Source organism: Mesorhizobium sp. GbtcB19, assembly GCF_019091085.1.
Lineage (GTDB): Bacteria > Pseudomonadota > Alphaproteobacteria > Rhizobiales > Rhizobiaceae > Mesorhizobium.
In genome coordinates this window covers 1-23,117 of the sequence record NZ_JAGXJY010000013.1, presented here as the reverse complement: position 1 = coordinate 23,117, position 23,117 = coordinate 1, and the positions used below count along the sequence as shown (strand labels likewise).

Here is a 23,117-nt window from a genome sequence, read left to right as displayed (position 1 = left end):
AATGGCTGCTCAGCCAGCAGATACGCCGCGCCAGCTGCCGCTCGATCTCGGCCACGGCACCGGCTATTCGCGCGACGAGCTCGTCGTGTCGGGCACCAATGCGCAGGCGGCATCGTTGATCGACCGCTGGCCGGAGTGGCCGTCGCCGGTCGTGGTGTTGGCCGGGCCGCCCGGCTCCGGCAAGACGCACCTCGCCCAGATCTGGCAGGATCGCACGCACGCCGTCGCCGTCGATCCCGGCCGCATCGACGAGCACATTGCCGGGCTCGGCGTCAGGCCGGCGCTCATCGACGACATCGACAAGGCGGCGATCGACGAGCCGGGCCTGTTCCACCTGATCAACGCCGTGCGCGGCGCCGGCTCGACGCTGCTTTTGACGGCGCGGCGCTTCCCCTCGGCCTGGCGCGTCGCGCTGCCCGATCTCGTCTCGCGGCTGAAGGCGGCGGCGACCGTCGAAATCCACGAGCCGGACGACCTCCTGCTTGCCGGCGTCATCACAAAGCTCTTCGCCGACCGCCAGATCGAGGTCGAGCCGCACGTGGTGCAATATCTGGTGCGCCGCATCGAGCGCTCGCTCGGCACCGCCATGCGTGTGGTGGAACGCCTCGACCGCGCGGCCCTCGAGCGCAAGACGCCGATCACTCGCGCCTTAGCCGCCGAAACCGTCAGCGCCATGGACGAAGGGCAAGGCGAGTTCGATATCTAGATTAGAAGGCTGTTACGCCATAGCCGGGCCAGATGCCAGGCCAAGAGATACACGCCCGTATGCGCCGCGACGTAACAGGCGGCGACAAGGACGAAGACCATCAGGCCGGCGGACCGTGACCGGACGACACCGTTCTGCCTCTTGCTCGGCCGGTTGTTCCAGACCCACAGGGCAGCGCACAGAATTGCCCAGACGACCATGACCGGAACCGCAAAGCCGTAATAGGCCAAATAGGCCGGGCCGATCAGCGACAGCAGCGCCTCGAGAACAGGCATCGAAAATCCCCCTTTGCCCGAAGTCTAGACTGGCGACAAAGTTGGAAGCGAGGGGATTGTTCCGGCCGCGGCCGGTGTCTCAGTGATCCGTGGCAGCATGCGGCGCAGCCGTCCCATTTCGGAACACTCTTTCCGGCATTGATCTTGCAACGCAGACCGTGCCGGTTGATCCCGGTCCCGGTCGCGTTCCTGATCGGGTTGTAGGCTCGCCGGGCTCGAGGTGTTGGGGTTCTCGCCCGGCGGGTTTACCGTTCCAGCGGCCGAATGGGCTGGAGCAATTCCAGGAAAAGTGTGACATGGTTTTCCGTCAGGAATTGCGTCAAAACAAAGAGATAGAGCGGTTTGCAGTTTCCGTGAAACGGTGAAACGCTCTAGGCCTGCTTACTCTTGAGCCTATCCCGCAACCTTCGCAATTGCCGCCGCCACCATGGCTTCGGCTTGCGCGGGACCAGCACCATCTTGCCGCCGATGACAGCGTCGTCCACCCAGTCATGCACCCGCATGCGCCAGTTGGCGCTGACGCGGGCAAGCAGCGGCAACGGGTCCTCGCCTGTGATCCGCACCAGTGCTGGATCCTTCAGAGCCTGGTGGAAATCGAAACCCTGGGCGACAAGCGCGCGCAGGAACACGATCTGGCGCCGCATGCGGTGGAAGTCGGTTCCCTCGCCATTGACCATGGTGCGGGCGCCGATCCACTGGTGCAACCGTTCGCCGGATAAGTTTTCGCCGGGCGGGCGGAACGACACCTGTTTTCGGCCGTCCTCGAGGCGGCTCGTGGGGATGAGCGGATACCAGAAATCGAGCGGCTCGCCGACCGGCACCCGGACACTGACGCTGGCAAGTGCCGCCTCGGTCGCGCCGCGCCTGAGACAGATGGCGCTCTCAGCCGTAAATCCCAGTCCCGCGAGTGCATCGAGCAGCAAGGTGCCGCCACCCAGGGCGAAGGCCGCGTTGACGCGGTCACTGACGAGGGGAGACCACAAGTCGCGCGGCACCCATGTCAGCTGCCGCCTGGAAACATCCGCGACGACGATGATGTCGGCGTTGGCGTCCCAATTGTCCCTGTCCAGAATCGCTACAACCACGGCTGCCAAGATGAGAGCCCCTCTGGCCGGGTGGTTCTTTCCGGGAAGCAACAATGGTCGGAGTGGCGTGATTCGAACACGCGACCCCCTGATCCCAAATCAGGTGCGCTACCAGGCTGCGCTACACTCCGACGTCCCGCGGCGTATAGGGGGCGCACGCCCGGAAGGCAACACAAAAACGGAAGCGCCCCGATCGAGCCGATGCGACGGAGTTGAGGAGCGCGACCACCACGCCGGCCTTCACGGTCTTCATGCAGAAATGATCGTTCGGCTCAGCGCTTCCGGCCGGCGATCTTCCCGGCGATCGCCGCGCCCTGGATCCTTGCATTGGCGAAGCAGCCGCGAATGCTCGGCCGCATGCCGGTGAACCAGAGCCCGGGCAGCTTCGGGTCGTTCGCTGCACCGTTGAACAGCGGCACGCCCTTGGCGTCGAGCACGCCGAGCTTGCCCAGCATCGTCTCCAGTCCGGTGCGGTAGCCGGTGGCGGCAATGACGACGTCGGGCGCAATTCGCTGGCCATTGTCGAGCACCACGTGGTCACGCCCGAATTCGCGCAGTTGCGGCACGACGATGATGCGCCCGGCCTTGATGGCATCGACCGCGCCGTCGTCGGCGGCGATCGCCGTATAGTCGGAGCCGAGCCGGCTGGCGCCGCCCGACGGGGCAGGGGGCAGGCCATATTTCGTCAGATCGCCGAACACCAGGCGCTGCGTCGCCGCCATGGCCGCGTCCGCGAGCCATGTGGGCAGGCTGGCCATGAGCGGCGATATGCGATGCACCGCTATCTTGCCGATGCGCTTGGGCAGCAGCGAGGGGCCGTTGCGGGCCGAAAGCCACATCTGACCCGTCTCGGCGCCCGAGAGATGGTTCAGCGTGTCGAAGCCGGAATTGCCGGCGCCGACCACCAGCACCTTCTTGCTGGCATAATCGCTGGCCCTGCCGAAATCGGCCGAATGGATGATCCTGCCCGAAAAGCCCTCCATGCCCTTCCAGGCCGGGATGAAGGGTTGCCGGTCGCGTCCGGTGGCGATCACAACGTGTCGCGCCGCCTTCAGGCCTTCGCTCGTCCGCAGCAGCCAATGGTCGCCGCGAAATTCGATCTCGTCGACCACGACACCCAAGGCGATCGGCAGGCTGTGCGTCTCGGCGAAGTCGTTGAGATGGCGGATGACGGTGCTGCGGTGCGGGAAGGCGGGCGTTCCTGCCGGAAAAGAGACGCCCGGCAACGAAGACAGGTCGCGATGCGTGTTGAGATGCAGATTGTCGTGGCGGCGATGCCAGGGCTCGGCCAGCCGTTGCTCGCGTTCCAGGATTTGTATCGTCACGCCGGCCTTGGCCAGCGCATGCGCGGCGGCAAGCCCCGCGGCGCCCGCGCCGATGACAATCGCGCCTTCCAGTATCGCTGGCTCGCCGACCCCCGACGGCAAGACTTTCGCTTCCGCGCCCATTCGTGTCTTTATCGTCGCCGTCATGCCTTCAAATGGCACGACCATGTATCTGACATATGCCGCTCACCGGCCAAAAGGAATAGGCGGGTGTTGCAAAAGCCTCCGGCATTGTGTCGCGCATCCTAAAGGGCCGGCTAATGAACCGGGTCGGCTGCCTGGCGGAGCGACGCCTGCGGCCTTGCCGCCGCGGCCATTGCACAGTAATGACGGGTTGGCGCGAGTTTTAAGGCTCCCTGTGACGGCTCGAAGATGGCGCCGCAAGAAATGCCCGGATTTTCGGGCGGCAAAGAGGTGGTCATGTCCGCGCGCATTTTCAGTCCAGCCAAAACCGCGATGCAGTCCGGCAAGGCCAAGACCGGACATTGGGTGCTGGAGTTCGATCCCGCCCAGCGCAAGAAGATCGACCCGCTGATGGGCTACACCACCTCGGGCGACATGCTGAGCCAGGTGAAGCTCACCTTCGAGACGAAGGAAGAGGCGGTGGCTTATGCCGAAAAGGAAAAGATCGCCTATCGCGTCGAAGAGCCGAAGGAAGCCAAGCGCCGGCAGATTTCCTATTCGGACAATTTCCGCTATGACCGCAGGACGCCCTGGACGCACTGACTTCCCGAGTCTTGCGTCACGTGGCATAGCGTACCAGCCGGCTTGGCCGGCCGACGGTCCCGTAGCTCAGTTGGATAGAGCACCGGCCTTCTAAGCCGATGGTCGCAGGTTCGAATCCTGCCGGGATCGCCATTTCGTCGGGGGTCCATTCTGGACACATGGGGTACGGTTGAGACCGGCGATGCCGGTAACTTTCGGCTCGAAGGGGGCTATGCCTCCTGGGAGAATTCCAGCATGTTCGGCAGCAAATGCGCCGCCTTGGGCGCATGACACAGGTCTGTCGAATGAATCTCGAAGAAGTCTGGCGCATCCGCGAAGAAGACATCTATCCGGCCATCTTCGGTGGAGAAAGTCGAGGCATTTTTGTGCTACGGCCTGAATTGTTCCAGCAGAGATTTGGTATTGCAGAGGTCGACCCCAGGTGGCTCTTCCTTGGCGTATTCGAACATGGCCCGACGCCGGAGCGGCCTTACTGGCTCTATGTGACATCTGGCCACTCAAATCCCTGGGAACAGGAGGAAGGCGCCTACGATCCTGAAGGCGAATCCGGAGCAGGGGTCGAATTCATCCTGGCTTCTACCGAACAGGGCGATTGGGCGATCCGCTGCCTGCAGAATTTGCTGGCCTTCGACCTTCTCCTCGGCGCCGGCCATTTCGGCGGTCGCGGACCTTTGGGCGAGGGCGACAGAGTCCCATTGCGCTCGCCGATAAACGGTGTCGAAGGCTGCGCAGTCCGCAATGTGGTCGTCCTACGCACTCCCTTGCTTCCGTCCGACTTCACCTTGCCGTCGGGCCGCGTCGAGTTTTTCACCTTTGTTGGAATGACCGACAAGGAATTGGATTTCGCCAAGGCGAACGGCAACGAGGCACTAATCGCTAAGCTTGCCTCGAACGGCCTCTTTCCGGTGACCGATCCGCGACGGCAGTCCGTCGTTTAGCCGCGCCGCGTGGAATCGCCAGGCGACGATGTACGTTTTTTGCTTACAAGGCTTGACGCGTGTATGCGATCTGCTTACATGCGACTGTGATTAAGTCGTTCAAGAGTAAGGCGCTGGCCGATTTGTTCGAGACCGGGAAAACCGGAAAAATCGACGTTAAGATGCATAAGCGCATCCTTGTCAGGCTTGATCGCCTCGAAGTCTCGGAACGGCCCGAAGACATGAATCTGCCTGGCTTTGACTTTCACGCACTGAAAGGCTTCGACCCGACCCGCTATACTGTTCACGTGAACGGTCCGTGGTGCATCACATTTGAATTCGACGGCGAAAACGCCGCCCGCGTCGATTTCGAGCAGTATCATTGAGGCGGACAGACTGGGGAAGTTAGGTTTATGAGCGAGCACAAGCCGAAGCGTCCGATCGAGCGTTGCCCGTCCCATCCGGGAGCGCTGCTTGAGGACATCATCCCGGCGACTGGAAAGACCAAGGTGGAAATTGCCAGGCTGCTCGGGATTTCCCGACAGCAGCTTTACGACATCACCCGCGAACGGAAGCCGGTTTCGCCGGCCGTTGCGGCTCGGCTCGGAAAGATGTTCGGCGACGGTGCTGCAATCTGGCTTCGCATGCAGGCGGCCCATGATGCCTGGCATGCCGAACGGGAAGTGGATGTCAGCGCTATACCGACTTTGCACGCGGCTTAACGTTTGCCCGGCGGTTGCTTGCTCAGCACCGGCCTTCTAAGCCGATGGTCGCAGGTTCGAATCCTGCCGGGATCGCCAATCCGTCTGGGGGAGGTAATTTTGAAGCGTATTCTGACAACGGCCGCTGCCGGATTTTTTTGCACAATATCGGCTGCTTCGGCTGGAAATGGAGAGCAGAAAAACATCGATTACTTGGCCCGGATGGCTGATGACAAGCTGAGTAAAGCCGCAACAATGGCGGGCGATATGATTGGCGTCATGGAAAGGTGTCGGTTGAGGCCAACCGAGGATGGAAAAGCCATCATGACGGTTCCCGTCCTTTTGTACGACGGGCTAGATAAGCACCTGGCGCCTGATCTCCCTAAGTTCAAAAGGGCGGCCCATACCTATGAAAGAGCTTATGCCATGGCGGTCCAGAGGGCGGGAAATTGCCAGACCGAAAAGGCCAAATATCCAGGACTCTACCGTTAGATAACTAAACCTCCGCCAACAACCCCATCACAAATTCCACGAACACCCGCACTTTGGCGGTACGATACTGCCGCGAGGGGTAGATCGCGTAGAGGGGGAAGAGTTCGTCCGACCAATCCGGGAACAGCTCGACCAGTCGTCCGTCGCGCACCTGCTCGCGCGTAGCGAATTCCAGCACCTGCGCGATGCCGGCGCCGGACAGGCAGGCGCTGAGCATGGTCGGGGCGTCGGAGGTCATCAGCCTGGTCTGGACGCTGACCGGTAGCGCCTCGTCGCCGGTGCGAAACTCCCACTCATAGGCGCGGCCATGCGCGGCGTCCCAGAAGTCGATGGCGTCGTGGTCGGGCAGGTCGGAAGGATGCAGAGGACGCCCCCGGCGCTCGATATAGGCGGGGGCCGCGACGGTGAGTATGCGCGTCTCGAACAGTTTGCGCGCGGTGAATGAGCCTGCCGGCGGATCGCCGAAGCGCAAGGCGAGGTCGAACCCGTCCGCCACCAAGTCGCCCACCGCGTCGCGCATGATGAGTTCGAGGCGAAGCTCCGGATAAAGTGCCAGGAACCGGCCGGCATGCCCGGCCAGCACCAGTTGCGAGAAGAACGGGTCGACATTGACGCGCAGCCGGCCGCGTACCGCCGATGCCGCGCCGGTGGCCTCGACCGCCGCTTCCTCGATGCCGTCGAGGTGAGGCCCGACCCGCTCGTGGAAGCGCCGCCCTTCGTCGGTCAGGTGCATGGTGCGCGTCGTTCGGTCGAGCAGCCGCACCCCGATACGGGCCTCCAGCCGCTGGATGGCGCGGCCGACGCCCGAAGCGGTCATGCCGAGCGTGTCCGCGGCCCGCGCCATCGACCCGGCTTCGACCACCGCCATCAGCACCGTCACGCCGGACAGCAATCTTCCGTCATAGGCCATTCGCCATTCCCAACTGCAAGTCCGGATTATGATGACATATCGGCGCTGGGATCAGCAAGCAAACGATGTGAAAAGACCGGCCAGCGATCGCAGCCGGCACGTTTGCAGCCGTCGGGCGCGATCCCGATCAACCAAACGATCCGAAAGGAAGATCATGTTTGCCGTTACTGCCATTACCGGCCGTGTTGGCGGTGTCCTTGCCGAAACACTGCTGGCATCCGGCCACAAGGTTCGCGCCGTCGTCCGCGATCAAGCCAAAGGCGCGTCATGGCTGGCCAAAGGCTGCGAGGTCGCCGTCGCCGACCTCGGCGATCCAGGAGTCGCCGACCTCGGCGATCCCGGACCGCTTGCCGCGGCACTTTCGGGCGTTGAGGGCGCGTTCATCCTGTTGCCGCCAGTCTATGATGCCGAGCCCGGCTTTCCGGACGTGCTGCCGAGGATCGCCGTCATCCGCAAGGCGCTGCATCGGGCGCTGCCACCCAAGGTCGTCGTGCTGTCGACGATCGGCGCCGATGCGGCGCAGCCCAATCTGCTCAATGTGTTGCGCCTGCTGGAGGAGGCGCTCGCCGATCTGCCCGTGGCCGTGACCTTCCTGCGTGCCGCCTGGTTCATGGAAAATGCTGAGTGGGATATCGCCTCGGCGCGCGACCAGGGCGTCATCGACAGCTATCTCCAGCCGCTCGATCGCCCGATCGCGATGATCGCGGCCGCCGATGTCGGCAGGACTGCCGCCGACCTTCTGCTGGAGGATTGGAACGGCCACCGCGTGATCGAACTGGAGGCGGAGCAAAGGGTCTCGCCGAACCGGGTCGCCGCCGCCTTCGCCAAGGCGCTCGGCCGCGAGGTCGAGGCGCGCCTCGTCCCGCGCGAGCGCTGGGAAACGATCTTCCGCGGCCAGGGCATGCGCCATCCCGAAATGCGCATGCATATGCTCGACGGCTTCAACGAAGGCTGGATCGACTTTCGCGATCCGAGTGCGCAAAGGCGCAAGGGGAGGATTGGGATCGACGAGGCGATTGCGAAGATCGTCGGCGACACTCTCGATGTCCGGCGCAAGTAACTTAAAACGACCACCTAGCCCGCTGGCGCCATATGTCCAAAGGAGCGCGCCAGAGCCGGTACCGACCGGCTCGCCTGATTTGCTCGGCGATCGGCGCGTTACCATGTGTTTTGAAGAACAGCAGGATGCGTGGACTGGCGAACGCCTTCTTGCCTCGCGTGTTGTAGTTTCTGATCGGCAGGCGATGCGGGGTGATAGCTCGGCCATCCTGGGATAGAGCTATACCAATGCAGAACTGTTCCGCGGCATCTATCTTTGCGATCTCATGGACGGCGATCATCGGCGGGTAAGCTTCGATCAAGGCGGGAAGATTGTCCCCGTGGACGCCCAAGATACCGCTGTTCCACATCGGCTCATGGCCTGTCAAAACGTAGTCGCCGATCCGCACATCTTTGCCTTCCAGTCGTGGGCACCACGCATGCGGCCCCTCGCAAAGGCGCATGATCGATTGGCGGGTCGTGATTGCCTCGAAGCATCGGGAGATGTCCCCGACTGGATACATGTCCGTGTCCATGAAAAGCAGGCGGTCGGCTCGCTTCAAAAGCTCGATCAGGCCCCCGGCCTTGATGCCGAAATGATAGCGCCATCCGAAAGACATCGCCTCTTTCTGCTTGGCGGTTATGGCGATAGTCTCGACGGGATATCCGCGAAAAAGGTCGGGCCTGTCGGTTGCGACGATTATTCTGGCGCCTGGGCAATGGTGCAAAAGCTTAAGTGCGCTCAGTAATGCGCCAAAGTGATAAACCTCGTTATCGCCATAAGCGATATAGCCAAAAACGTCGTTCATTCGATCATGGGAGAAGTGTCTGGAGACCTCCCACTATCAACACGCGCTACCGCAATCCACTCAAAACTTCCCCGATGTCGGTGCCCTCTCGGGTGGATCGCTCCCTTGCGCCACCCAAAAGTTCCCGGTTGATGGCTCCGCCGATCCGGGGCTATGTCGCATGAGCGTTGGGGAAGGGATCTGAAATGTCGGCGCTTTCCAAATGGCTGAGGGACTTGCGCTCCGGATTGCCGGAGCATGTGACGGTCGGCCGCCACACTTATGGCGTGACCTGGCGAAAGGTCTTGTTTCCCTTGAAGGATGCCCCGCTGCGGGTCGGGGCCTTCTGCTCGATTGCCGGCCGGGTGCTCTTCATTTGCTCCGGTCAGCATCCGACCGCGAGCGCGACGTCGTTTCCAATTTACAGCCGGTTGCTGAAGCAGCCGGAGCCGATCGCGCTGGACAGCAAGCCGGCTGGCATCAGCGTCGGCAATGACGTCTGGATCGGCAACGGCGCGATGATCCTGCCAGGCGTGGAGATCGGCGACGGCGCGGTTGTCGGCGCCGGAGCCGTCGTCACCAGCAACGTGCCACCTTACGCCATTGTCGGCGGGTCTCCGGCCCGGCTGATCAGATATCGCTTCTCCGAGGAGATCATATCGAAGCTGCTTGCAATCCAGTGGTGGCGCTGGGACGACGATAAGGTCAGACGCGAGGCGGCCGTGCTCACCGGCCCGATCGAGGCTTTCGTCGAGAAGCATTTTGTGGCAGGCACCGCGGCGAAATAAGGGTCGCGGTGCGAATGACTAAGTGCTTCTTCCTGGCGGCGGATGCTCAATATTTTCCGTATGCCTGCCTGGCGGCGCGTCGGATCGTTGACGTCTCCGCGCGGGTCGACGGCTATCTGCTCTACACCGGCGCGAGCGAAACGGATCTGGAAGCCGGCCGTCATCTTTTGAATGGCAAGGTCGAACTGGTCGACGTCGCGGACTTCATGACGAATTACGGCTTCCGCTTCGGAACATACAGCATCGCGGCCTATACCCGTCTTTTCGCCGACCAGTTCCCCGTTTTCGCGCAATATGACCGCATCGCCTACACAGACTGCGATGTTCTGTTCAACAGGGATATCAACGACCTGGCCGGGCAGGCGCTGTCCGCCCCAATGCTCGCCGCACATGATGACTACATGTATTTGCGGCCGTCCTACCGGCAAAAGCTCGGGCTGAAGCCGGGCGCGCCCTATTTCAATTCCGGCGTCGTGGTCTTCGATATGAACGCCGTCCGGGCCGATGGGCTGCTGGAACGCACGCGCAAGACTGCCATTCAGGGCAGGATGAACGACCAGAATGCCCTCAACGTCGTCTTCGAGGGCAAATGGCAGACGATGCATCCGAACTGGAACCTGCAATCGCTGGGAACGAGGAAGTTCCGCTTCTCGCAGGCCTGGGCCAGGCACTTCGCCGGCGGCAAGCCGTGGGGCAACCAGGTCGGGGTCGAGCTCGAAGCGCTGAGGATCTGGCGCGATCTGGCCAGGGACACGCCCTGGGGCAAGCCCTTCGAGCAGCGCATACCTTTCGAACGCGGCGTGACGAAGCGCCTCTTGCGGCGGTTCGACGTCGTTGCCGGTCTCTTCGGCAAGGACTTGCAGCGCCGCCGGGCCAGGTATGACGGCACGAAGATGCACCGGATCTACGCCGTCCAGGCGGATGAAGGCGCTATGGCGGTCCAGTTTCCGGAAGTGCTTGGCGGTTTCGCCTGACCACCTGCAGCGGGCGGCCTGTGGATAGTAACCGGCCGTTTACCACGCTCCGGCGCTCGCGTTGCGGTCCGGCGCCCGACTCGCCCAAATGAAAAGGCCTGAACAAACAGGCGCCCCGAAGCCCAGCGACCGGCGTTTTCAAGTTCCCCAACCGGGAGCGTTGTTGCCGCTCCCGAAAGTATGCGTCGGTCGTCGCTTCGGCTGCCATCCAGCGGTCGCCTTTCCATGGCGGGTTGGTGCCGGCTGTGGCCAATGGGGTTTAGTCATTTGAGCGCGCGCGCATGCCTGTTCGTCGTGCTCGGCTTGTCTCAGCTCGGTCCGGTAACGTATCCTCATCGTCGCCTCCTTGCCGGAGGCCCGCAACGAATAGACGGATGAGTCGAAGGGCAGGCGCCGCGCGGTGTCCGGCGGGCTCTATCGTCACACTCGAACGAAACGGCCTCATCATGCCGCTGATCGCCGCCCGCATCAGCGCCGACGCCTAGCATCGTCCGGCGTGCCGGGCGCGCGGTGATCGCCAATGTCGATTTCAGCTGATCGAAACAGGAGATATCGTATGCCGCTCGAACTCATCAACCCGGACGATCTGCCAACTCCGGAGATTTACTCACAGGTTGTCGTCGCGACCGGATCCAGGCTGGTGTTCGTCTCTGGCCAGCAGCCCGAAGACATCCACGGCAAGCTCGTCGGGCGTGGTGATTTTGCGGCGCAGGCGCGCCTGGCATTCGGCAATCTCGGCCGCGCGCTCGGCGCTGCAGGCGCACGGCCCGAGCAGGTTTGCAAGATCACGATCTACGTCGTCGACTATGATCGCGACGAACACGTTCCGATCATCGAGGAAGCGCAGATTTCGCTGTTCGGAGATCACAAACCGGCGAATGTGATTGTCGGCGTGGCGATAATGTCTCCGGGCTATCTCATAGAGGTCGACGCGATAGCGGTCATTTGACGAGACCACCAGGAGCTAGCGTCTGCGGCCCGCGTCTTCATCAGACACGAGAGGGACTAGGCGAGCAGGCCGGCGACCTTGGCCGCCTTGCGCAGCGTCTTGCGGGCTTCCACCGGGCTGCGCAGGCCGTCGAGCGCGTCGCGGCAGACGCGGCTGGCCGAGCGCCAGGCGCCGTCGCGCGCCTGTCCGGGCCAACGTTGGTCAAGGCACTCCACTGCCTCGAAGCAGCTTGACACCTTGCGCTGGCCGTTTGGCCGGAAATCGATCACGACCGGTTCGGAAAACCAGACATCGTTCATCACTTTCTCCGTTCTTATTATGATTGTTCTTTGGGCAAGCAAGCGGCACTGGATGGCGGCGCTGCGGGCCGAGGGCGATTGCCGACCCGCGCGTTAACCAACCAGTGCGCATTAGGTTCCGAAGAATTTCGAGCTTGTGGCGGACCGCGTTCGGAGCGGGTCACGACGCGATGGACAGGCGGCCCGAGGGGGCCAAAAATCGCGTGACCAAAGTCACTGGCCGTACCCTCGCGGACGGCGCTAATCGTTCCGGCAGGTTGATGAAACGCGGGAAGACCTCATGCTTATCGCTGTGCTTGCATTCACCATGACCGCCGCGACCTTGATGGCGACCGCCGTTGGACTTTACGAGGAGACCCGGCGGGACCGTGCACATGTCGAGGCGGAACCGATGCGCGCATTTCGAACTGCGCGTCGGTTTTCCGTCAATCCGCGCGATCGGTAGGGCTCGGCGCCGCCAGGCATGTTCACGCCGCTTTCCCTGGCCATGTGCATCTTTCGGGCCGCAATCCTGCTCTCTCCGGCAGCGTTCGCGATGCTGGTGCTCTTATGGCTTTTCTATCGATAGAGCAATTCCAGGAAAAGTGTGAGCGGTTAGGCTCGGCGACTTCGCCGTAGCCTTCCGTCCGGAACTGCGTAAAAACAAGGAGATAGTGCGTTTCGCCATTTCCGTGAAACGGTGACACGCACTAGGCAGGCTGCGGAACACCGGCCCCGCTCATTCCACCAGCACATGCGCCTCGCGTGCCGCGCTGACGAAGGCCTCCCTGGCATTGTCCGCCGCGACGTCACCGCTGATCGCCCGGCGGCAGGCGCGCAACGCCGCGCCATGCAGGGCGCTGCCGGCGTCGCGCCATTGGCCGGTCAACAATTCGACGGCCTGCTCGGCGTTGGAGATATGCCGGATAGAGCCCGCTACGCCGACGGCCACTTCCACCGGCTTGGAAAACCATCCCTGGATCATCGCTGAACTCTCCCGAAATATGTCGGAACACGATATATTTTACCGTAGAGTTGCGTTCCGAAACGTCAACTTGACGTGAAGCCGTCTCACGAAGGCGGCGCACGCTGCTCATCGTCCGAGCGGCCTCCGCGAAAGCTCGATCAGCTCCGCCTCGTCGGTGATGCCCGCCATGTAATTGGCGATGATGCGCGAGGCACGTGCTTCCTTCTGCTCTGCGGTCTCGCCCTCGACATTGCCGTTCTCATAGACACGGCCAAGCATGGCCGTCTCATCGGGGGTGAATGTGTTGCGCACAGCGGACATGGCTTCCTCCTCTGGCTCGACCGCTTTTTTGCCCGGCTAATATTACCACGCTTCCAGGTTGGGAGTGAGTCGCGGCAACATCGCGGCAGGAGCCGGGCTTGGCGGCTAGCGTGCTTCTTCGCTCTGCTTCTGGCCGCTGTTTTTTGCGCTCCTCGTTATATTCTTGCCGAAAGAGCGCAGCGCTGATACGCATTAGCAGTGCGGAATTTTTCCGAGTCTGCATTGACTTGGCGAGGAAAAGCGCCGCGCATTTTGTCCCTGACCAGCAACTCCGACGTGGTGGCAACCGGGTTACGAAGGGGTTCTGGTTGAAAAGAAGCAGGGCAGGTCCCGTGTCCAAATCGGGGCAGGCCAATCAACGCTCTGGAACTCTGAAGCCATTGCCCCCATGGCCTTCGGAAGAGCATGAACCATGGGGAAATCGATGGTCACCAAGAAACTAACCGCCAACGCAGAAAGCGCGGCAGCCTTTCTTGCGGTGATGGGCAACGAGAAGCGTCTGCTCATCATGAACTACCTCGCCGAGGGCGAACTCTCCGTCGGCGTGCTCGCCGACAAGGTCGAACTCAGCCAGTCGGCGCTGTCGCAACACCTGGCCAAACTGCGCAGGTTTGGCTTGGTTGAAACCCGCCGCGATCGTCAGATGGTCTATTATTCCTGCAAGTCTTCGGCAGCACGCGAACTCCTGGCGCTGCTCGACGGCCTGCTGGCCATGGACAAGCCGCTTGCCGGACCGGCAAGGCAGGCCTTTGTCGAGAGGATGCGGCGGCCGCAGGCCGCCTGATCCGACTGCTACGCACGGACGAGGCCGGGGGGCCTTCGTCTGCGCGGCGCCTGCCTTCACGCAATTCCGGACGGAAAACCGCGAGGCACTTTTCCTGGAATTGCTCGAAATGACGCGGAACCGCAAAAAGACGGACCGCGTTGCGGCGCCTGCTCACCTTTGGCACAGCTTGAAACCGACCCTGCCGCGCCGCTCGGATGGTTCATCACGTTTGCTTGAGAGGAGCTGCTTCGAAATCGACCGTCTCTTGCAAGATGTTGATAGAACAGGGATTTCTTGCGCTGGCGACCGATCCGTCCGGCCGAAGATTACAGATTTGTAAGTGGCTCGGCCGAGCCCCGTTGGCTAAATTTCGAGGCGATCCACACCCCCGGATCATGACGGCGCTGGACCTTCCACTCCGGCTCCGTAAGAGGCTCGCCGCTCCCGGCGGGCCTCTTTCGTTTCAAGCGGCGCATGGGAACTGCGCGGTGGCGCCTATGCCGATGCCTTGCGCCGCGTGATCAGGCTGCGCGCGATGAGCACCAGCACGGTGATGATGATCAGGATCACCGAAAGGGCCGCGATTGCCGGGTCGATGTTGTCGCGCAGCCCCATCCACATCAGGCGGGGCAGGGTGATCGCGTTGACCGAAGTGATGAACAACGTCACGCCGATCTCTTCCCAGGACAGCACGAAGGAGAGCAGCGCCGCGGTGACGATGCCGAATTTGATGTTGGGCATGATGACGCGCGTCGCGCGCTCCCACACGCTGGCGCCAAGGCCGCGCGCGGCAAGGTCGATGCGCCGGTCGAGCTGGCTGAGCGACACCAGGATGAGCACGGTGGCGAATGGCACCGTCATCACCGAATGCGCCATGGCGACACCCAGCCACGTGTCATAGCCGAAGAACGAGGTGAGGCCTGAGACCGAGGTGAGCAGGAAATAGAGCGTCACCGCCGAAACCACCGGCGGCACCACCATCGGCAGCAGCACGAAGCCGACAAGGGCGGCGGTGAAGCGCGGCTGGAACATCCAGACGCCCAGGCTGAAGGTGAGGGCAAGCACTGTCGATAGGATGCTGCTGACGATGCCGATCCTGAGCGAAAGCAGGATCGAGTCCAGCCAGCGCGGATCCTCGATGAGCGAGCGATAATGGCGCAGCGACAACTCACCGGTCGGCATGGCCAGCATGCGGCTCGGCGTCAGCGACACCGGGATGACGGCAAGCAGCGGCATCAGCAGGAACAGCGCCACCAGCACGGCGAGGGCGAGCGAGACGGGACCGGGGCGGTAGGTCGGCATCTTGGCTACACCAATTGCTTCGGTTTGACGTAGCGGAAAAGCAGCGCCATCAGCGCGCCGACGAACACCACCAGCACGACGCTGATCGCGGCACCCAGCCCCCAGTCCGGGCTCTGGAAGATGCGCAGATAAATCAGCTCAGCGATCATCACGGAGCGGCCGCCGCCGAGGATCGCCGGCGTGACGAAGAAGCCGAGCGAGAAGACGAAGGTGATCAGCGCCGAACCGATGATGCCGGAGCGCGTCATCGGCACGAACACCGTCCAGAAGGTGCGCATGCGGCTGGAGCCCAGCCCGCGCGCGGCGAGCAGCACACGCTCATCCAGGCTGCGCATGGCCGATGCCAGCGGGAAGACCGCGAACGGGATCAGGAAATGCGACATGCCGACGATGACGCCGAATTCGTTGCGCACCAAAGTCAGCGGCTCGGAGATGAAGCCGATCGATTGCAGCCAGGTGTTGATCAGGCCGCGGTTGGAGAGCAGCGCCACCCAGCCGAAGGCGCGCGTCAGCACCGAAATCCAGAACGGCACCAGGATGCAGAATTCGGCGAGCACGCGCTGCACCGGGCTGCCGCGCACCCACACCACGGTGATGGCATAGGCGGCGGTGACCGAAACCACGGTGACGATCGCCGCGATGCGCAACGTGCGGATGAACACCGACTGCACCAGCTCGTCGGTGAGCAAAGCGTGGTACTGGCCGAGGCCGGGGGTGGGGAGGGTAAAACTCCACTTCACCACGCCGAGGAACGGCCAGGCATAGGCAAGGATCAGGAACAGGAGCAGCGGCGCCATCAACAGCGCCGCGCCCATCCTGTCGGAGAGGGTGCCTCTCATCGCCAAGAAGTTCTCGGCCCGGTCAGGCCGAGATGATCTTGGTGTATTCGTCGAGCGCCGCGCCGTAGTTCTTGGCGTACCACTCCATGTCGAGCGCGATCTGCTTCTTCATGTTCTCCGGATCGACCGGGTTGATGCGCTTCTTGTCGGCCGGGATCAGCGCATCGGTGGCCGGATTGGCCGGGCCCTGCCCGAGCTTGTCGAACATCACCAGTTCCTTCTGCGGATCCTGGGTGCTGGCGATGAATTTCATTGCGGCGTCCTTGCCGCCGGGATTGTTCTTCAGCACGGCCAGCGCACCGGGCGAGATCAGGCCCTGGTCCCAGATGAACTTGATCTGGCCCCCGGAATCCTGCTCGATCAGCGAGGCGCGGGTCGACCACACGATCGCCATCGAGGCTTCGCCGTTGAGCAGCACGCTCTGGCTCTCGGCGCCGCCGCCCCAATAGGAGACGACGTTTTCCTTGAAGGCGGCGATCTTGTCATGCGCGCGCTTGAGATCCAGCGGGTAGAGCGAGGCCGGCGCCACGCCGTCGGCCAACAAAGCGGCTTCCCAGCTCGACACGCCCCATTTGTAGAGCGAGCGCTTGCCGGGGAATTTCTTGACGTCGAAGAAGTCGGCCATGCCGGTCGGCGCGTTGGAGCCGAACTTCTGCGAGTCGTAGGCGATCACATAGGAGAAGAAGTAGGTCGAAGCCGCAAATTCCCAGCCGAAGCCCGGCCGCATCTTGCTCTTGTCGACGACCTTGTAGTCGATCGGCTCGAGCATGCCCTGGCCGCCGAGCGTGATGGCCGAGAACGGATCGACGTCGACCAGGTCCCAGGTCGGCGCGCCGCTCTTGAACTGCGCGGCGATCGCGCCTTCGGTCGGGCCCGAGCCGTCCATCTTGACCGGAATGCCGGTGTCCTTGGTGAAGGCCTGGCCGTAGGCGGCATCATAGGCCGTGATAGCGTCGCCGCCCCAGTTCACCAGCACCAGCCCTTTGGTTTCTGCATAGGCGCCGGTCGAGCGCAACAGCATCGGCGTGCCGGCCAGCACCAGGCCCGCAAGCTGCGCGAACTGGCGCCGCGAGATCTCGCCGCGCTTCGCCCGCTCGGCAAGATTTTCCATCGCCAGTTTCTTGGTATCGTTCGTCATGTCAGTTCCCCTTGTTGTCGTTGATCTGATCCGGAAGCCGGTGCGGCGAATTCAGGCCGCAGCAGCGCTCATTGTCCTCCGTCCGGAAGGAGGAAACCTTTTTCGGCCGGCCAGGTCAGCCAGACGGAATTGCCCTTGCTGAGCGCCGAAGCCGCGACCTCGTTCGGCACCGAGACGGTGACTTTCGCGCCCTGGCGCGTGGTGAGGTCGAGCTTGGTCGCCGCGCCGAGATAGGTCGAGGCGATGGCCGTTGCCGCGATGCCATTCTGGTTGGCCGACGCTTCCGCAGCGATCGACATGTCCTCCGGACGGATGGCCAGGATCGCATCGCCCTTTATCGCTTCCGCCTTGCAGCGCATGTTGACTGCGCGGTCCTCGCAGAGCCCGGTGGCGCCATTGTCGGCGGGCTTGACGCCTTTCACCGGCAGCATGTTGATCTCGCCCAGGAACTCGGCGACGAAGCGATTGGCCGGCCGGTCATAGACCTCGTCCGGCCTGCCGACCTGCAGAAGCTTGCCATGATTGAAGATGGCGACGCGCGACGACAGCGCCAGCGCCTCGCTCTGGTCGTGGGTGACGAAGACGAAGGTGGTGCCGGTCTCCTGGTGCAGCCGCTTCATCTCGGCCTGCATCTGGCCGCGCAGGCTCTTGTCCAGCGCCGAGAAGGGCTCGTCGAGCAAGAGCACCCCCGGCTCGAACACCAGCGCACGGGCCAGCGCCACACGCTGCTGCTGGCCGCCCGAAAGCTGCGCCGGCAGTTTCTTCTCATGGCCCTTCAGCCCGACGCGCTCGACCATCTCGCCGACGCGTTGCTTGATCTCGGATGCGGATTTCTTGCGCACTTTGAGCGGGAAGGCGATGTTCTGCTCCACGCTCATATGCGGAAAGAGCGCATAGCCCTGGAACACCATGCCGGCGGCGCGCTGCTCGGCCGGGCGGTGAGTGATGTCGACGCCGTCGCTGAAAAGCTTGCCTTCGCTCGGCTGCACGAAGCCGGCGAGGATCATCAGGAAGGTGGTTTTGCCGGAACCGGAAGGGCCAAGCAGCGTCAGGAACTCGCCGCGGCCGATATCGAGCGACAGATTGTCGAGTGCCCGGAATGAGCCGAAGCTCTTGCCGATCCCGTTCGCTTTGATTTCTGCGGCCCGGCCGGGTTGCTGCATCCTGGCTCTTTCCTCAGTTCCCAATGAAATCGTAGGCATGGCTGCGGCTCACCGCAACCGAATAGTTTTCGCCTGATCGGCAAATTTGATTCACGGGTGAGCGGGATAGGTCGGCGCTGAAGCTGCTGATCTCCCCCGCAAGGGGGGAGATTAGCCAGTTGCCTAAAGCCTGCTCTCCGACAGCTTCGCCCTCAGCCAGTCGCTGAAGGCGTTGAGCACCGGGTGCCTGGCCTTTGCATGCTCGAACACCAGGTAATAGGACCGCGGCGAGGGGACGGTCGCCTCGAAAGGCTTGACCAGCCTGCCTTCGCTCAGCGCCTGGCGGCCGGTCAGCTCGTCGCCGAGCGCGATGCCCTGGCCGGCGATCGCCGCCGAGAAGACGAGGTTCATGTCGGAAAAGAAGATGCCGCCTTCGGTATCGGGATTTTCCACCTTGGACAGCGCCAGCCAGCGCGCCCAGTCCTCGGTGTCGCTGAGATGCAGCAGGCTGGCGCGCAGCACGTCGGCGGGTTTGGAAAAGCCGCCGACCTTGTTGAGCAGCCTCGGGCTGCAGAGCGGCGTGAAGGAGACCTCGCAAAGCAGCTCCACCGCCCGGTTCGGCCAGTTGCCGACGCCGAAGGCGATGAAGGCGTCGGCATCCGGATTTGAGACGTCGTCGAGGCGTCGCGGCGTGAGCACCGACAGCGTCACGTCCGGATACATCTGCTGGAACTCGCCGATATGGGTGCACAGGAACATCGAGGCGAAGCCTGGCGGACAGGAAATGGCGAAGGAACCGCCGACCCCGGCGCCGCTGTTCTGCGTCCTCGCGTCGCCGAGCACGGTCAGCGCCTTCCTGACATCGGCCGCATAGCGCTGGCCACGCGGCGTCAGCGCCACGCCTTTGCCGATGCGCTGCAGGAGATCGAAGCCGAGATCGCGTTCGAGCAGCCGCAGCTGATGCGAGACGGCGCTTCGGGTGAGGTGAAGCTCGTCGGCGGCGCGCCAGACGCTGCCATGACGGGCGAAACTGTCGAGGGCGCGCAGCGCCTGCGTGGATGGTATGCGCAAGGGGCCTCAGGTGAACCGAATTTGCACGAACCGGGAAAACATATCACTTTTTGATGAGCCGCTTCACTGCTTTCTTTGCGTCATGGACAAACCGGTGACGAGTTCCGCGCAGGAGACCGCGCTTGCCTGCATCGACAGCATCCAGCCGCTGCTGTCGGCCTGGACGCGCACCATCTTCGATTTCGGCGAGACCGCCTGGCGCGAGTACCAGTCCGCGGCCTGGTATGTCGACCGGCTGAAGCGGGAAGGTTTTTCGGTCGAGGAAGGCTCGGGCGGCATGCCGACGGCCTTCTGCGCCCATTGGACGAATGGCGACGGCCCGGTGATCGGCATGTATGGCGAGTACGACGCCGTGCCCGGCAATTGCCAGGATGCCACGACGGTAAAGCAGCCGAGGCCGGGTCTCGGTGTCGAGGCCGGCGGTCACACCGATCCGCATTCGGGTCTCGGCATCGGCAGCCTCGGCGGGCTTCTGGCCACAAAGGCGGCGATGCTCGAGCACCGCATCAAGGGCACCCTGCGCTTCACCGGCGAGCCGGCGGAGAAGGTGAGGGGCTCGAAGCCGATCCATGCGGCAAAAGGCTATTATGACGGCCTTGCCGGCATGATCTCCTTCCATCCCTTCTACATGCTGCCGCTCTGCAACACGGCGCGCTGGGACACGCATTGCGGCGCGGCTTACGCGATGATCTACCGCTTCATCTGCGATGAGCCCGAAAATTGGGGCCGCGCGGCAAGCGATGGCGCGCCGATCCCGCAGGCGCATTCCGCGGTCAGGGCGCCGGGCGCCAACGACGCGCTGATGATGATGTACATGGCCTCCAAGGCGCTGCGCGATTCCATGCTGACCCATCAGGGCGGCTGGTCGATCAGCGAGGCGATCCTGACGGCAGGGCAGGCGACCGCCGACAACCTGCCGGCCGGCCTTGCCGAGATCCAGTACATGATCCGTGTGCCGACCATTGCCATGGCCGAGCAGGTGACCGCCGTGCTCGATCGCAACGCCGAAGCGGCTGCGAAGATGAGCGGCTGCCGCTACGAGCGCCACTGGGTGTCGAAGTCGCGGCCGGGGCTGGCCAACCACGCCCTGGCCGGGATCACTTACGCTTCGCTCGCCACGGTCGGCGCACCGCAATGGAGCGAAGAGGCCAAAGCCATTGCCCGCGAGGTCCAGGTCAATGCCGGCGGCGAGGCGACGGAAAATCCGTTCATCGATGAGCTGGAGCGGCTGATCACGCCGCAAGAGGCCGAGGCGATCCTGCGCCGCGACCTGCCACCGTCGCAGGTGAATTCCACCTCCGACGACTATACCGACATGAGCTGGCACGCGCCGACATCGCGCTTCTATATCGCCCGCCCAGCGCTGCGCTCGGCAAGCGGCCACGCCTATCCGTCCTGGGCAATGAACGCGCTGGGCGGCATCCCCACCACCATCGATCCGATGGTAACATGCGCTGCCAAGACAGTCGCGCTGACGGCGCTGCGCCTGCTCGAGGACAAGGCTGCGCGCGACGCCGCGATGGACGAGTTCGTCGAGCGCACCGGCGGCGGCGCCGGCGGCTCGAACTGGATTGCGCCGCTCTGTGATTACGAGGCGCCGATCAATTTCCGCTGGCCGGAATATGTCACCACGCCGCGCGGGCGCGACTGGTGGATTCCGGCCGCTTCCACCGCATGACCGACCAACAACCTAGCTCGAGGAGAACACTATGACCGTCCATGACCGCATCGTCGCCGAGCCGTTCTCGCTGCAGCGCCGCAACCCCAATGGCGGCACCAAGCCGCTGACCGCCTGGGGCTTCGCCAACGAGACCGATGTGCTGACCGATGTGCTGCTCGGCTCGCCCAATTTCCTGCGCCATCTGTCGACCAGCTCGCTGTCGCGGAAGCACCTGCGCGAGGCGCCCTGCAACGTCCAGATCGCGCAGGCGCAGCACAAGGACCTGGTCGCTGCCTACGAGCATTTCGGCGTCAACATCCACTGGCACGAGCCGACGCCGGAACTGCCGATGCAGGTCTATTCACGCGACTCCAGCGTCATGACGCCCTACGGCGCCTTCATCACCGCCATGGCCAACTGGTGGCGGCGCGGCGAGAACTACGCCGCCATCCGCACCTATGAAAAGCTCGGCATCCCGATCTACGACATGGTGACGGCCGGCACCTTCGAGGGCGGCGACTTCAACGTCATCGAAGACGGCGTCGTGCTGATCGGCTGCGGCGGTGCCCGCACCCAGGAAGAGGGCGCCCGCCAGGTGCAGGCCTGGTTCGAGAAGGAGGGCTGGGAGACGCGCCTTGCCTTCATCGACGAATATTACGTCCATATCGACCTGATGGTGGTACCGATCGCCGAAAAACTCACCGCTGTCTGCCTCGCCTGCACTGAGCCGGGCATCGTCGACTGGCTGAAGGGCAAGGGCCACGACATCATCGACGTGCCCTTCCAGGACACGATGGCGCTCGGCTGCAACTTCATGTCGCTCGGCAAGGACAGGGTGATCGCGCCGACCTCCAGCAAGACGCTGATCGAAAAGCTGAAGGCTCAAGGCTTCGAGGTCGCGGCCGTCGACATGAGCGAGATCTCCAAGACCGGCGGCGGCATTCACTGCATGGCGCAGGCGCTGAAGCGCGTGCCGGCGTAAAGGATTTCGAAATTCGGTAGTCGCCCACGATGAACACCTATCCCTCTGGTCGTCAGGCCAGGGGGATTTTGCTTTCCCCGGCCTGTCAGGAGATTTCATCGCTCAGGTTCCGGCCAATCCGATCCTGCGCTAGGCTCACGCCAGCCGAAACAGGATTGCCGCGAAGATGATCGTCCAGGCCTGCATCAACGGTGCCCGTCCCGCCGACTTTCATCCAGCTTTGCCGCTCGACCCCGAGGCGATGGCGCGCGCCGCCGCCGCCTCGATCGCGGCGGGCGCGGCCGAGCTGCATGTCCACGCGCGCGGCGCCGACGGCCGGGAGAGCCTGGCGCCCGAAGCGATGGACAGGACGGTCGCAGCGCTCCGCCGTGCCTGTCCGGGCACGCTGATCGGCGTCTCCACCGGCGCCTGGATCGAGAAGGACGATTTGCGCACGCTTGTCGCCATCTCCGGCTGGCGCGAGCTGCCCGACTATGCTTCGGTCAATCTCAGCGAGACCGCGGCGCCCATCGTCATGGAAAGCTTGCGCCAGCGCGGCATCGGCATCGAGGCTGGATTGGCGTCCATCGCCGACGCCGAACGGCTGGTCGGCCTCGATCATGGCGGCCGGGTGCTGCGCGTGCTGATCGAGATTTCCGAACAGGCGCAGGACGAGGCCTTTGCCGTGGCCGACGGCATCGAGAAGGTGCTGCAACGCGCCGGCATCCGCCGCTCGATCCTGCTGCATGGCGAGAACGCCACGGTCTGGCCCTTCGTGGAGAAAGCGGCGGCAAGAAACTTGTCGACGCGGGTCGGACTGGAGGATGGCAAGGAGTTGCCGAACGGCAGTGTGGCGGACGGCAACGCCGCGCTGGTGGCTGCGGCGGTGCGGATTTATCGCCGGGCGTGACCCGGGTTCCTCGCCCCACGAAGTGGGGAGAGGTGGCTCGGCGAAGCCGAGACGGAGAGGGGAGCGCCCTACGAAGGCCCCCGCTCCG

General features: G+C 63.4%; 26 protein-coding genes, 3 tRNA genes and 1 pseudogene. 16 read left to right on the top strand and 14 right to left on the bottom strand.

Annotated elements, in window-relative coordinates; translation table 11 throughout:
* Position 1 precedes the first annotated feature (1 nt).
* Complete coding sequence (gene hdaA, locus KVT37_RS21045) at positions 2 to 706, top strand: DnaA regulatory inactivator HdaA (RefSeq protein ID WP_217576588.1); 705 nt, start codon at positions 2 to 4, stop codon at positions 704 to 706.
* Here hdaA and KVT37_RS21040 read toward each other — a convergent pair.
* The 4 genes from KVT37_RS21040 to KVT37_RS21025 form a co-directional block, all read right to left on the bottom strand.
* Positions 703 to 981: a hypothetical protein gene (locus KVT37_RS21040; protein ID WP_217576586.1), complete on the bottom strand. Its 279-nt coding sequence runs from the start codon at positions 979 to 981 to the stop codon at positions 703 to 705. The genes hdaA and KVT37_RS21040 overlap by 4 nt on opposite strands.
* 371 nt (positions 982 to 1,352) lie before the next feature.
* Positions 1,353 to 2,075, bottom strand: a complete 723-nt coding sequence (locus tag KVT37_RS21035) for a hypothetical protein (protein ID WP_217576584.1) — start codon at positions 2,073 to 2,075, stop codon at positions 1,353 to 1,355.
* Between the two features lie 45 nt (positions 2,076 to 2,120).
* A tRNA-Pro gene (locus KVT37_RS21030) sits at positions 2,121 to 2,197 on the bottom strand.
* Between the two features lie 141 nt (positions 2,198 to 2,338).
* Positions 2,339 to 3,514 carry an NAD(P)/FAD-dependent oxidoreductase gene (locus KVT37_RS21025; protein WP_217576878.1) on the bottom strand — a complete coding sequence of 392 codons (1,176 nt, stop codon included), beginning with the start codon at positions 3,512 to 3,514 and terminating at the stop codon, positions 2,339 to 2,341.
* 297 nt (positions 3,515 to 3,811) lie between these two features.
* Between KVT37_RS21025 and KVT37_RS21020 the strand changes: the two genes are divergently transcribed.
* The 7 genes from KVT37_RS21020 to KVT37_RS20990 all read left to right on the top strand — a co-directional run bounded on the left by KVT37_RS21020 (position 3,812) and on the right by KVT37_RS20990 (position 6,227).
* On the top strand, positions 3,812 to 4,117 hold the full coding sequence (locus tag KVT37_RS21020) for an ETC complex I subunit (RefSeq protein WP_126061746.1): 306 nt from the start codon (positions 3,812 to 3,814) through the stop codon (positions 4,115 to 4,117).
* A gap of 55 nt (positions 4,118 to 4,172) precedes the next feature.
* A tRNA-Arg gene (locus tag KVT37_RS21015) sits at positions 4,173 to 4,249 on the top strand.
* Positions 4,250 to 4,401: 152 nt separating this feature from the next.
* Complete coding sequence (locus KVT37_RS21010; protein ID WP_217576582.1) at positions 4,402 to 5,055, top strand: suppressor of fused domain protein; 654 nt, start codon at positions 4,402 to 4,404, stop codon at positions 5,053 to 5,055.
* An 86-nt stretch (positions 5,056 to 5,141) separates the two neighbouring features.
* Positions 5,142 to 5,420, top strand: a complete 279-nt coding sequence (locus KVT37_RS21005; protein WP_217576876.1) for a type II toxin-antitoxin system RelE/ParE family toxin — start codon at positions 5,142 to 5,144, stop codon at positions 5,418 to 5,420.
* A 27-nt stretch (positions 5,421 to 5,447) separates the two neighbouring features.
* Positions 5,448 to 5,756 carry a HigA family addiction module antitoxin gene (locus KVT37_RS21000; RefSeq protein WP_217576580.1) on the top strand — a complete coding sequence of 103 codons (309 nt, stop codon included), beginning with the start codon at positions 5,448 to 5,450 and terminating at the stop codon, positions 5,754 to 5,756.
* Positions 5,757 to 5,769: 13 nt separating this feature from the next.
* A tRNA-Arg gene (locus KVT37_RS20995) sits at positions 5,770 to 5,834 on the top strand.
* Between the two features lie 21 nt (positions 5,835 to 5,855).
* A complete protein-coding gene (locus KVT37_RS20990) occupies positions 5,856 to 6,227 on the top strand; it encodes a hypothetical protein (protein WP_217576578.1) in 372 nt (123 codons plus the stop codon).
* A gap of 4 nt (positions 6,228 to 6,231) precedes the next feature.
* Here KVT37_RS20990 and KVT37_RS20985 read toward each other — a convergent pair whose 3' ends face one another.
* Positions 6,232 to 7,137, bottom strand: a complete 906-nt coding sequence (locus KVT37_RS20985) for a LysR family transcriptional regulator (protein WP_217576576.1) — start codon at positions 7,135 to 7,137, stop codon at positions 6,232 to 6,234.
* Between the two features lie 154 nt (positions 7,138 to 7,291).
* Between KVT37_RS20985 and KVT37_RS20980 the strand changes: the two genes are divergently transcribed.
* A complete protein-coding gene (locus tag KVT37_RS20980) occupies positions 7,292 to 8,197 on the top strand; it encodes an NmrA family NAD(P)-binding protein (RefSeq protein WP_217576574.1) in 906 nt (301 codons plus the stop codon).
* A gap of 1 nt (position 8,198) precedes the next feature.
* On the opposite strand, the gene KVT37_RS20975 is transcribed toward KVT37_RS20980, so the two are convergent.
* Entirely contained in the window at positions 8,199 to 8,984 is a 786-nt protein-coding gene (locus tag KVT37_RS20975; RefSeq protein WP_217576571.1) for a hypothetical protein, read from the bottom strand.
* Positions 8,985 to 9,433: 449 nt separating this feature from the next.
* Here KVT37_RS20975 and KVT37_RS33985 point away from each other — a divergent pair.
* The 3 genes and pseudogenes from KVT37_RS33985 to KVT37_RS20960 all read left to right on the top strand — a co-directional run.
* Positions 9,434 to 9,661 (top strand): annotated as a pseudogene (locus tag KVT37_RS33985) (DapH/DapD/GlmU-related protein); the annotation flags it as partial.
* 104 nt (positions 9,662 to 9,765) lie between these two features.
* The gene (locus tag KVT37_RS20965) at positions 9,766 to 10,725 is read left to right on the top strand and encodes a glycosyltransferase (protein ID WP_217576567.1); all 960 of its coding nucleotides are present in this window, start codon (positions 9,766 to 9,768) and stop codon (positions 10,723 to 10,725) included.
* Positions 10,726 to 11,281: 556 nt separating this feature from the next.
* Positions 11,282 to 11,674, top strand: coding sequence for a RidA family protein (locus KVT37_RS20960; protein WP_217576564.1), 393 nt, complete (start codon positions 11,282 to 11,284; stop codon positions 11,672 to 11,674).
* 56 nt (positions 11,675 to 11,730) lie between these two features.
* Here the strand turns inward: KVT37_RS20960 and KVT37_RS20955 are convergent, their stop codons facing one another.
* From KVT37_RS20955 to KVT37_RS20945, 3 genes are all read right to left on the bottom strand, one after another.
* Entirely contained in the window at positions 11,731 to 11,973 is a 243-nt protein-coding gene (locus tag KVT37_RS20955) for a DUF982 domain-containing protein (RefSeq protein WP_217576562.1), read from the bottom strand.
* 718 nt (positions 11,974 to 12,691) lie between these two features.
* Positions 12,692 to 12,937 (bottom strand): DUF982 domain-containing protein, encoded by a 246-nt coding sequence (locus KVT37_RS20950; RefSeq protein ID WP_217576560.1) that lies wholly within the window; start codon positions 12,935 to 12,937, stop codon positions 12,692 to 12,694.
* A gap of 108 nt (positions 12,938 to 13,045) precedes the next feature.
* Entirely contained in the window at positions 13,046 to 13,240 is a 195-nt protein-coding gene (locus KVT37_RS20945; RefSeq protein ID WP_127228299.1) for a hypothetical protein, read from the bottom strand.
* Positions 13,241 to 13,664: 424 nt separating this feature from the next.
* On the opposite strand from KVT37_RS20945, the gene KVT37_RS20940 reads away from it, so the two are divergent.
* Positions 13,665 to 14,024: a helix-turn-helix transcriptional regulator gene (locus KVT37_RS20940; RefSeq protein ID WP_040988334.1), complete on the top strand. Its 360-nt coding sequence runs from the start codon at positions 13,665 to 13,667 to the stop codon at positions 14,022 to 14,024.
* 477 nt (positions 14,025 to 14,501) lie between these two features.
* Here KVT37_RS20940 and KVT37_RS20935 read toward each other — a convergent pair whose 3' ends face one another.
* The 5 genes from KVT37_RS20935 to KVT37_RS20915 form a co-directional block, all read right to left on the bottom strand.
* A complete protein-coding gene (locus tag KVT37_RS20935) occupies positions 14,502 to 15,308 on the bottom strand; it encodes an ABC transporter permease (protein WP_217576558.1) in 807 nt (268 codons plus the stop codon).
* Between the two features lie 5 nt (positions 15,309 to 15,313).
* Positions 15,314 to 16,147: an ABC transporter permease gene (locus KVT37_RS20930; RefSeq protein WP_112101393.1), complete on the bottom strand. Its 834-nt coding sequence runs from the start codon at positions 16,145 to 16,147 to the stop codon at positions 15,314 to 15,316.
* A gap of 22 nt (positions 16,148 to 16,169) precedes the next feature.
* A complete protein-coding gene (locus KVT37_RS20925) occupies positions 16,170 to 17,285 on the bottom strand; it encodes an ABC transporter substrate-binding protein (RefSeq protein WP_217576556.1) in 1,116 nt (371 codons plus the stop codon).
* Between the two features lie 68 nt (positions 17,286 to 17,353).
* Positions 17,354 to 18,448, bottom strand: coding sequence for an ABC transporter ATP-binding protein (locus tag KVT37_RS20920; RefSeq protein ID WP_217576554.1), 1,095 nt, complete (start codon positions 18,446 to 18,448; stop codon positions 17,354 to 17,356).
* Positions 18,449 to 18,610: 162 nt separating this feature from the next.
* Positions 18,611 to 19,498, bottom strand: coding sequence for a LysR substrate-binding domain-containing protein (locus KVT37_RS20915; protein ID WP_127228293.1), 888 nt, complete (start codon positions 19,496 to 19,498; stop codon positions 18,611 to 18,613).
* An 82-nt stretch (positions 19,499 to 19,580) separates the two neighbouring features.
* Here KVT37_RS20915 and KVT37_RS20910 point away from each other — a divergent pair, with 82 nt between their 5' ends.
* From KVT37_RS20910 to KVT37_RS20900, 3 genes are all read left to right on the top strand, one after another.
* Positions 19,581 to 21,176 carry an amidohydrolase gene (locus KVT37_RS20910; protein WP_217576552.1) on the top strand — a complete coding sequence of 532 codons (1,596 nt, stop codon included), beginning with the start codon at positions 19,581 to 19,583 and terminating at the stop codon, positions 21,174 to 21,176.
* Between the two features lie 31 nt (positions 21,177 to 21,207).
* The gene (locus tag KVT37_RS20905; protein WP_217576550.1) at positions 21,208 to 22,140 is read left to right on the top strand and encodes a dimethylarginine dimethylaminohydrolase family protein; all 933 of its coding nucleotides are present in this window, start codon (positions 21,208 to 21,210) and stop codon (positions 22,138 to 22,140) included.
* A 166-nt stretch (positions 22,141 to 22,306) separates the two neighbouring features.
* Positions 22,307 to 23,029 (top strand): 3-keto-5-aminohexanoate cleavage protein, encoded by a 723-nt coding sequence (locus KVT37_RS20900; protein WP_217576548.1) that lies wholly within the window; start codon positions 22,307 to 22,309, stop codon positions 23,027 to 23,029.
* The last annotated feature ends 88 nt before the right edge of the window (positions 23,030 to 23,117 follow it).

Coding starts and splice junctions, on each gene's coding strand:
- hdaA (WP_217576588.1), top strand. CDS start 2: ATGGCTGCTCAGCCAGCAGATACGCCGCGCCAGCTGCCGCTCGATCTC.
- KVT37_RS21040 (WP_217576586.1), bottom strand. CDS start 981: ATGCCTGTTCTCGAGGCGCTGCTGTCGCTGATCGGCCCGGCCTATTTG.
- KVT37_RS21025 (WP_217576878.1), bottom strand. CDS start 3,514: ATGGGCGCGGAAGCGAAAGTCTTGCCGTCGGGGGTCGGCGAGCCAGCG.
- KVT37_RS21020 (WP_126061746.1), top strand. CDS start 3,812: ATGTCCGCGCGCATTTTCAGTCCAGCCAAAACCGCGATGCAGTCCGGC.
- KVT37_RS21010 (WP_217576582.1), top strand. CDS start 4,402: ATGAATCTCGAAGAAGTCTGGCGCATCCGCGAAGAAGACATCTATCCG.
- KVT37_RS21000 (WP_217576580.1), top strand. CDS start 5,448: ATGAGCGAGCACAAGCCGAAGCGTCCGATCGAGCGTTGCCCGTCCCAT.
- KVT37_RS20985 (WP_217576576.1), bottom strand. CDS start 7,137: ATGGCCTATGACGGAAGATTGCTGTCCGGCGTGACGGTGCTGATGGCG.
- KVT37_RS20980 (WP_217576574.1), top strand. CDS start 7,292: ATGTTTGCCGTTACTGCCATTACCGGCCGTGTTGGCGGTGTCCTTGCC.
- KVT37_RS20975 (WP_217576571.1), bottom strand. CDS start 8,984: ATGAACGACGTTTTTGGCTATATCGCTTATGGCGATAACGAGGTTTAT.
- KVT37_RS20965 (WP_217576567.1), top strand. CDS start 9,766: ATGACTAAGTGCTTCTTCCTGGCGGCGGATGCTCAATATTTTCCGTAT.
- KVT37_RS20960 (WP_217576564.1), top strand. CDS start 11,282: ATGCCGCTCGAACTCATCAACCCGGACGATCTGCCAACTCCGGAGATT.
- KVT37_RS20955 (WP_217576562.1), bottom strand. CDS start 11,973: ATGAACGATGTCTGGTTTTCCGAACCGGTCGTGATCGATTTCCGGCCA.
- KVT37_RS20950 (WP_217576560.1), bottom strand. CDS start 12,937: ATGATCCAGGGATGGTTTTCCAAGCCGGTGGAAGTGGCCGTCGGCGTA.
- KVT37_RS20945 (WP_127228299.1), bottom strand. CDS start 13,240: ATGTCCGCTGTGCGCAACACATTCACCCCCGATGAGACGGCCATGCTT.
- KVT37_RS20940 (WP_040988334.1), top strand. CDS start 13,665: ATGGTCACCAAGAAACTAACCGCCAACGCAGAAAGCGCGGCAGCCTTT.
- KVT37_RS20935 (WP_217576558.1), bottom strand. CDS start 15,308: ATGCCGACCTACCGCCCCGGTCCCGTCTCGCTCGCCCTCGCCGTGCTG.
- KVT37_RS20930 (WP_112101393.1), bottom strand. CDS start 16,147: ATGAGAGGCACCCTCTCCGACAGGATGGGCGCGGCGCTGTTGATGGCG.
- KVT37_RS20925 (WP_217576556.1), bottom strand. CDS start 17,285: ATGACGAACGATACCAAGAAACTGGCGATGGAAAATCTTGCCGAGCGG.
- KVT37_RS20920 (WP_217576554.1), bottom strand. CDS start 18,448: ATGCAGCAACCCGGCCGGGCCGCAGAAATCAAAGCGAACGGGATCGGC.
- KVT37_RS20910 (WP_217576552.1), top strand. CDS start 19,581: ATGGACAAACCGGTGACGAGTTCCGCGCAGGAGACCGCGCTTGCCTGC.
- KVT37_RS20905 (WP_217576550.1), top strand. CDS start 21,208: ATGACCGTCCATGACCGCATCGTCGCCGAGCCGTTCTCGCTGCAGCGC.
- KVT37_RS20900 (WP_217576548.1), top strand. CDS start 22,307: ATGATCGTCCAGGCCTGCATCAACGGTGCCCGTCCCGCCGACTTTCAT.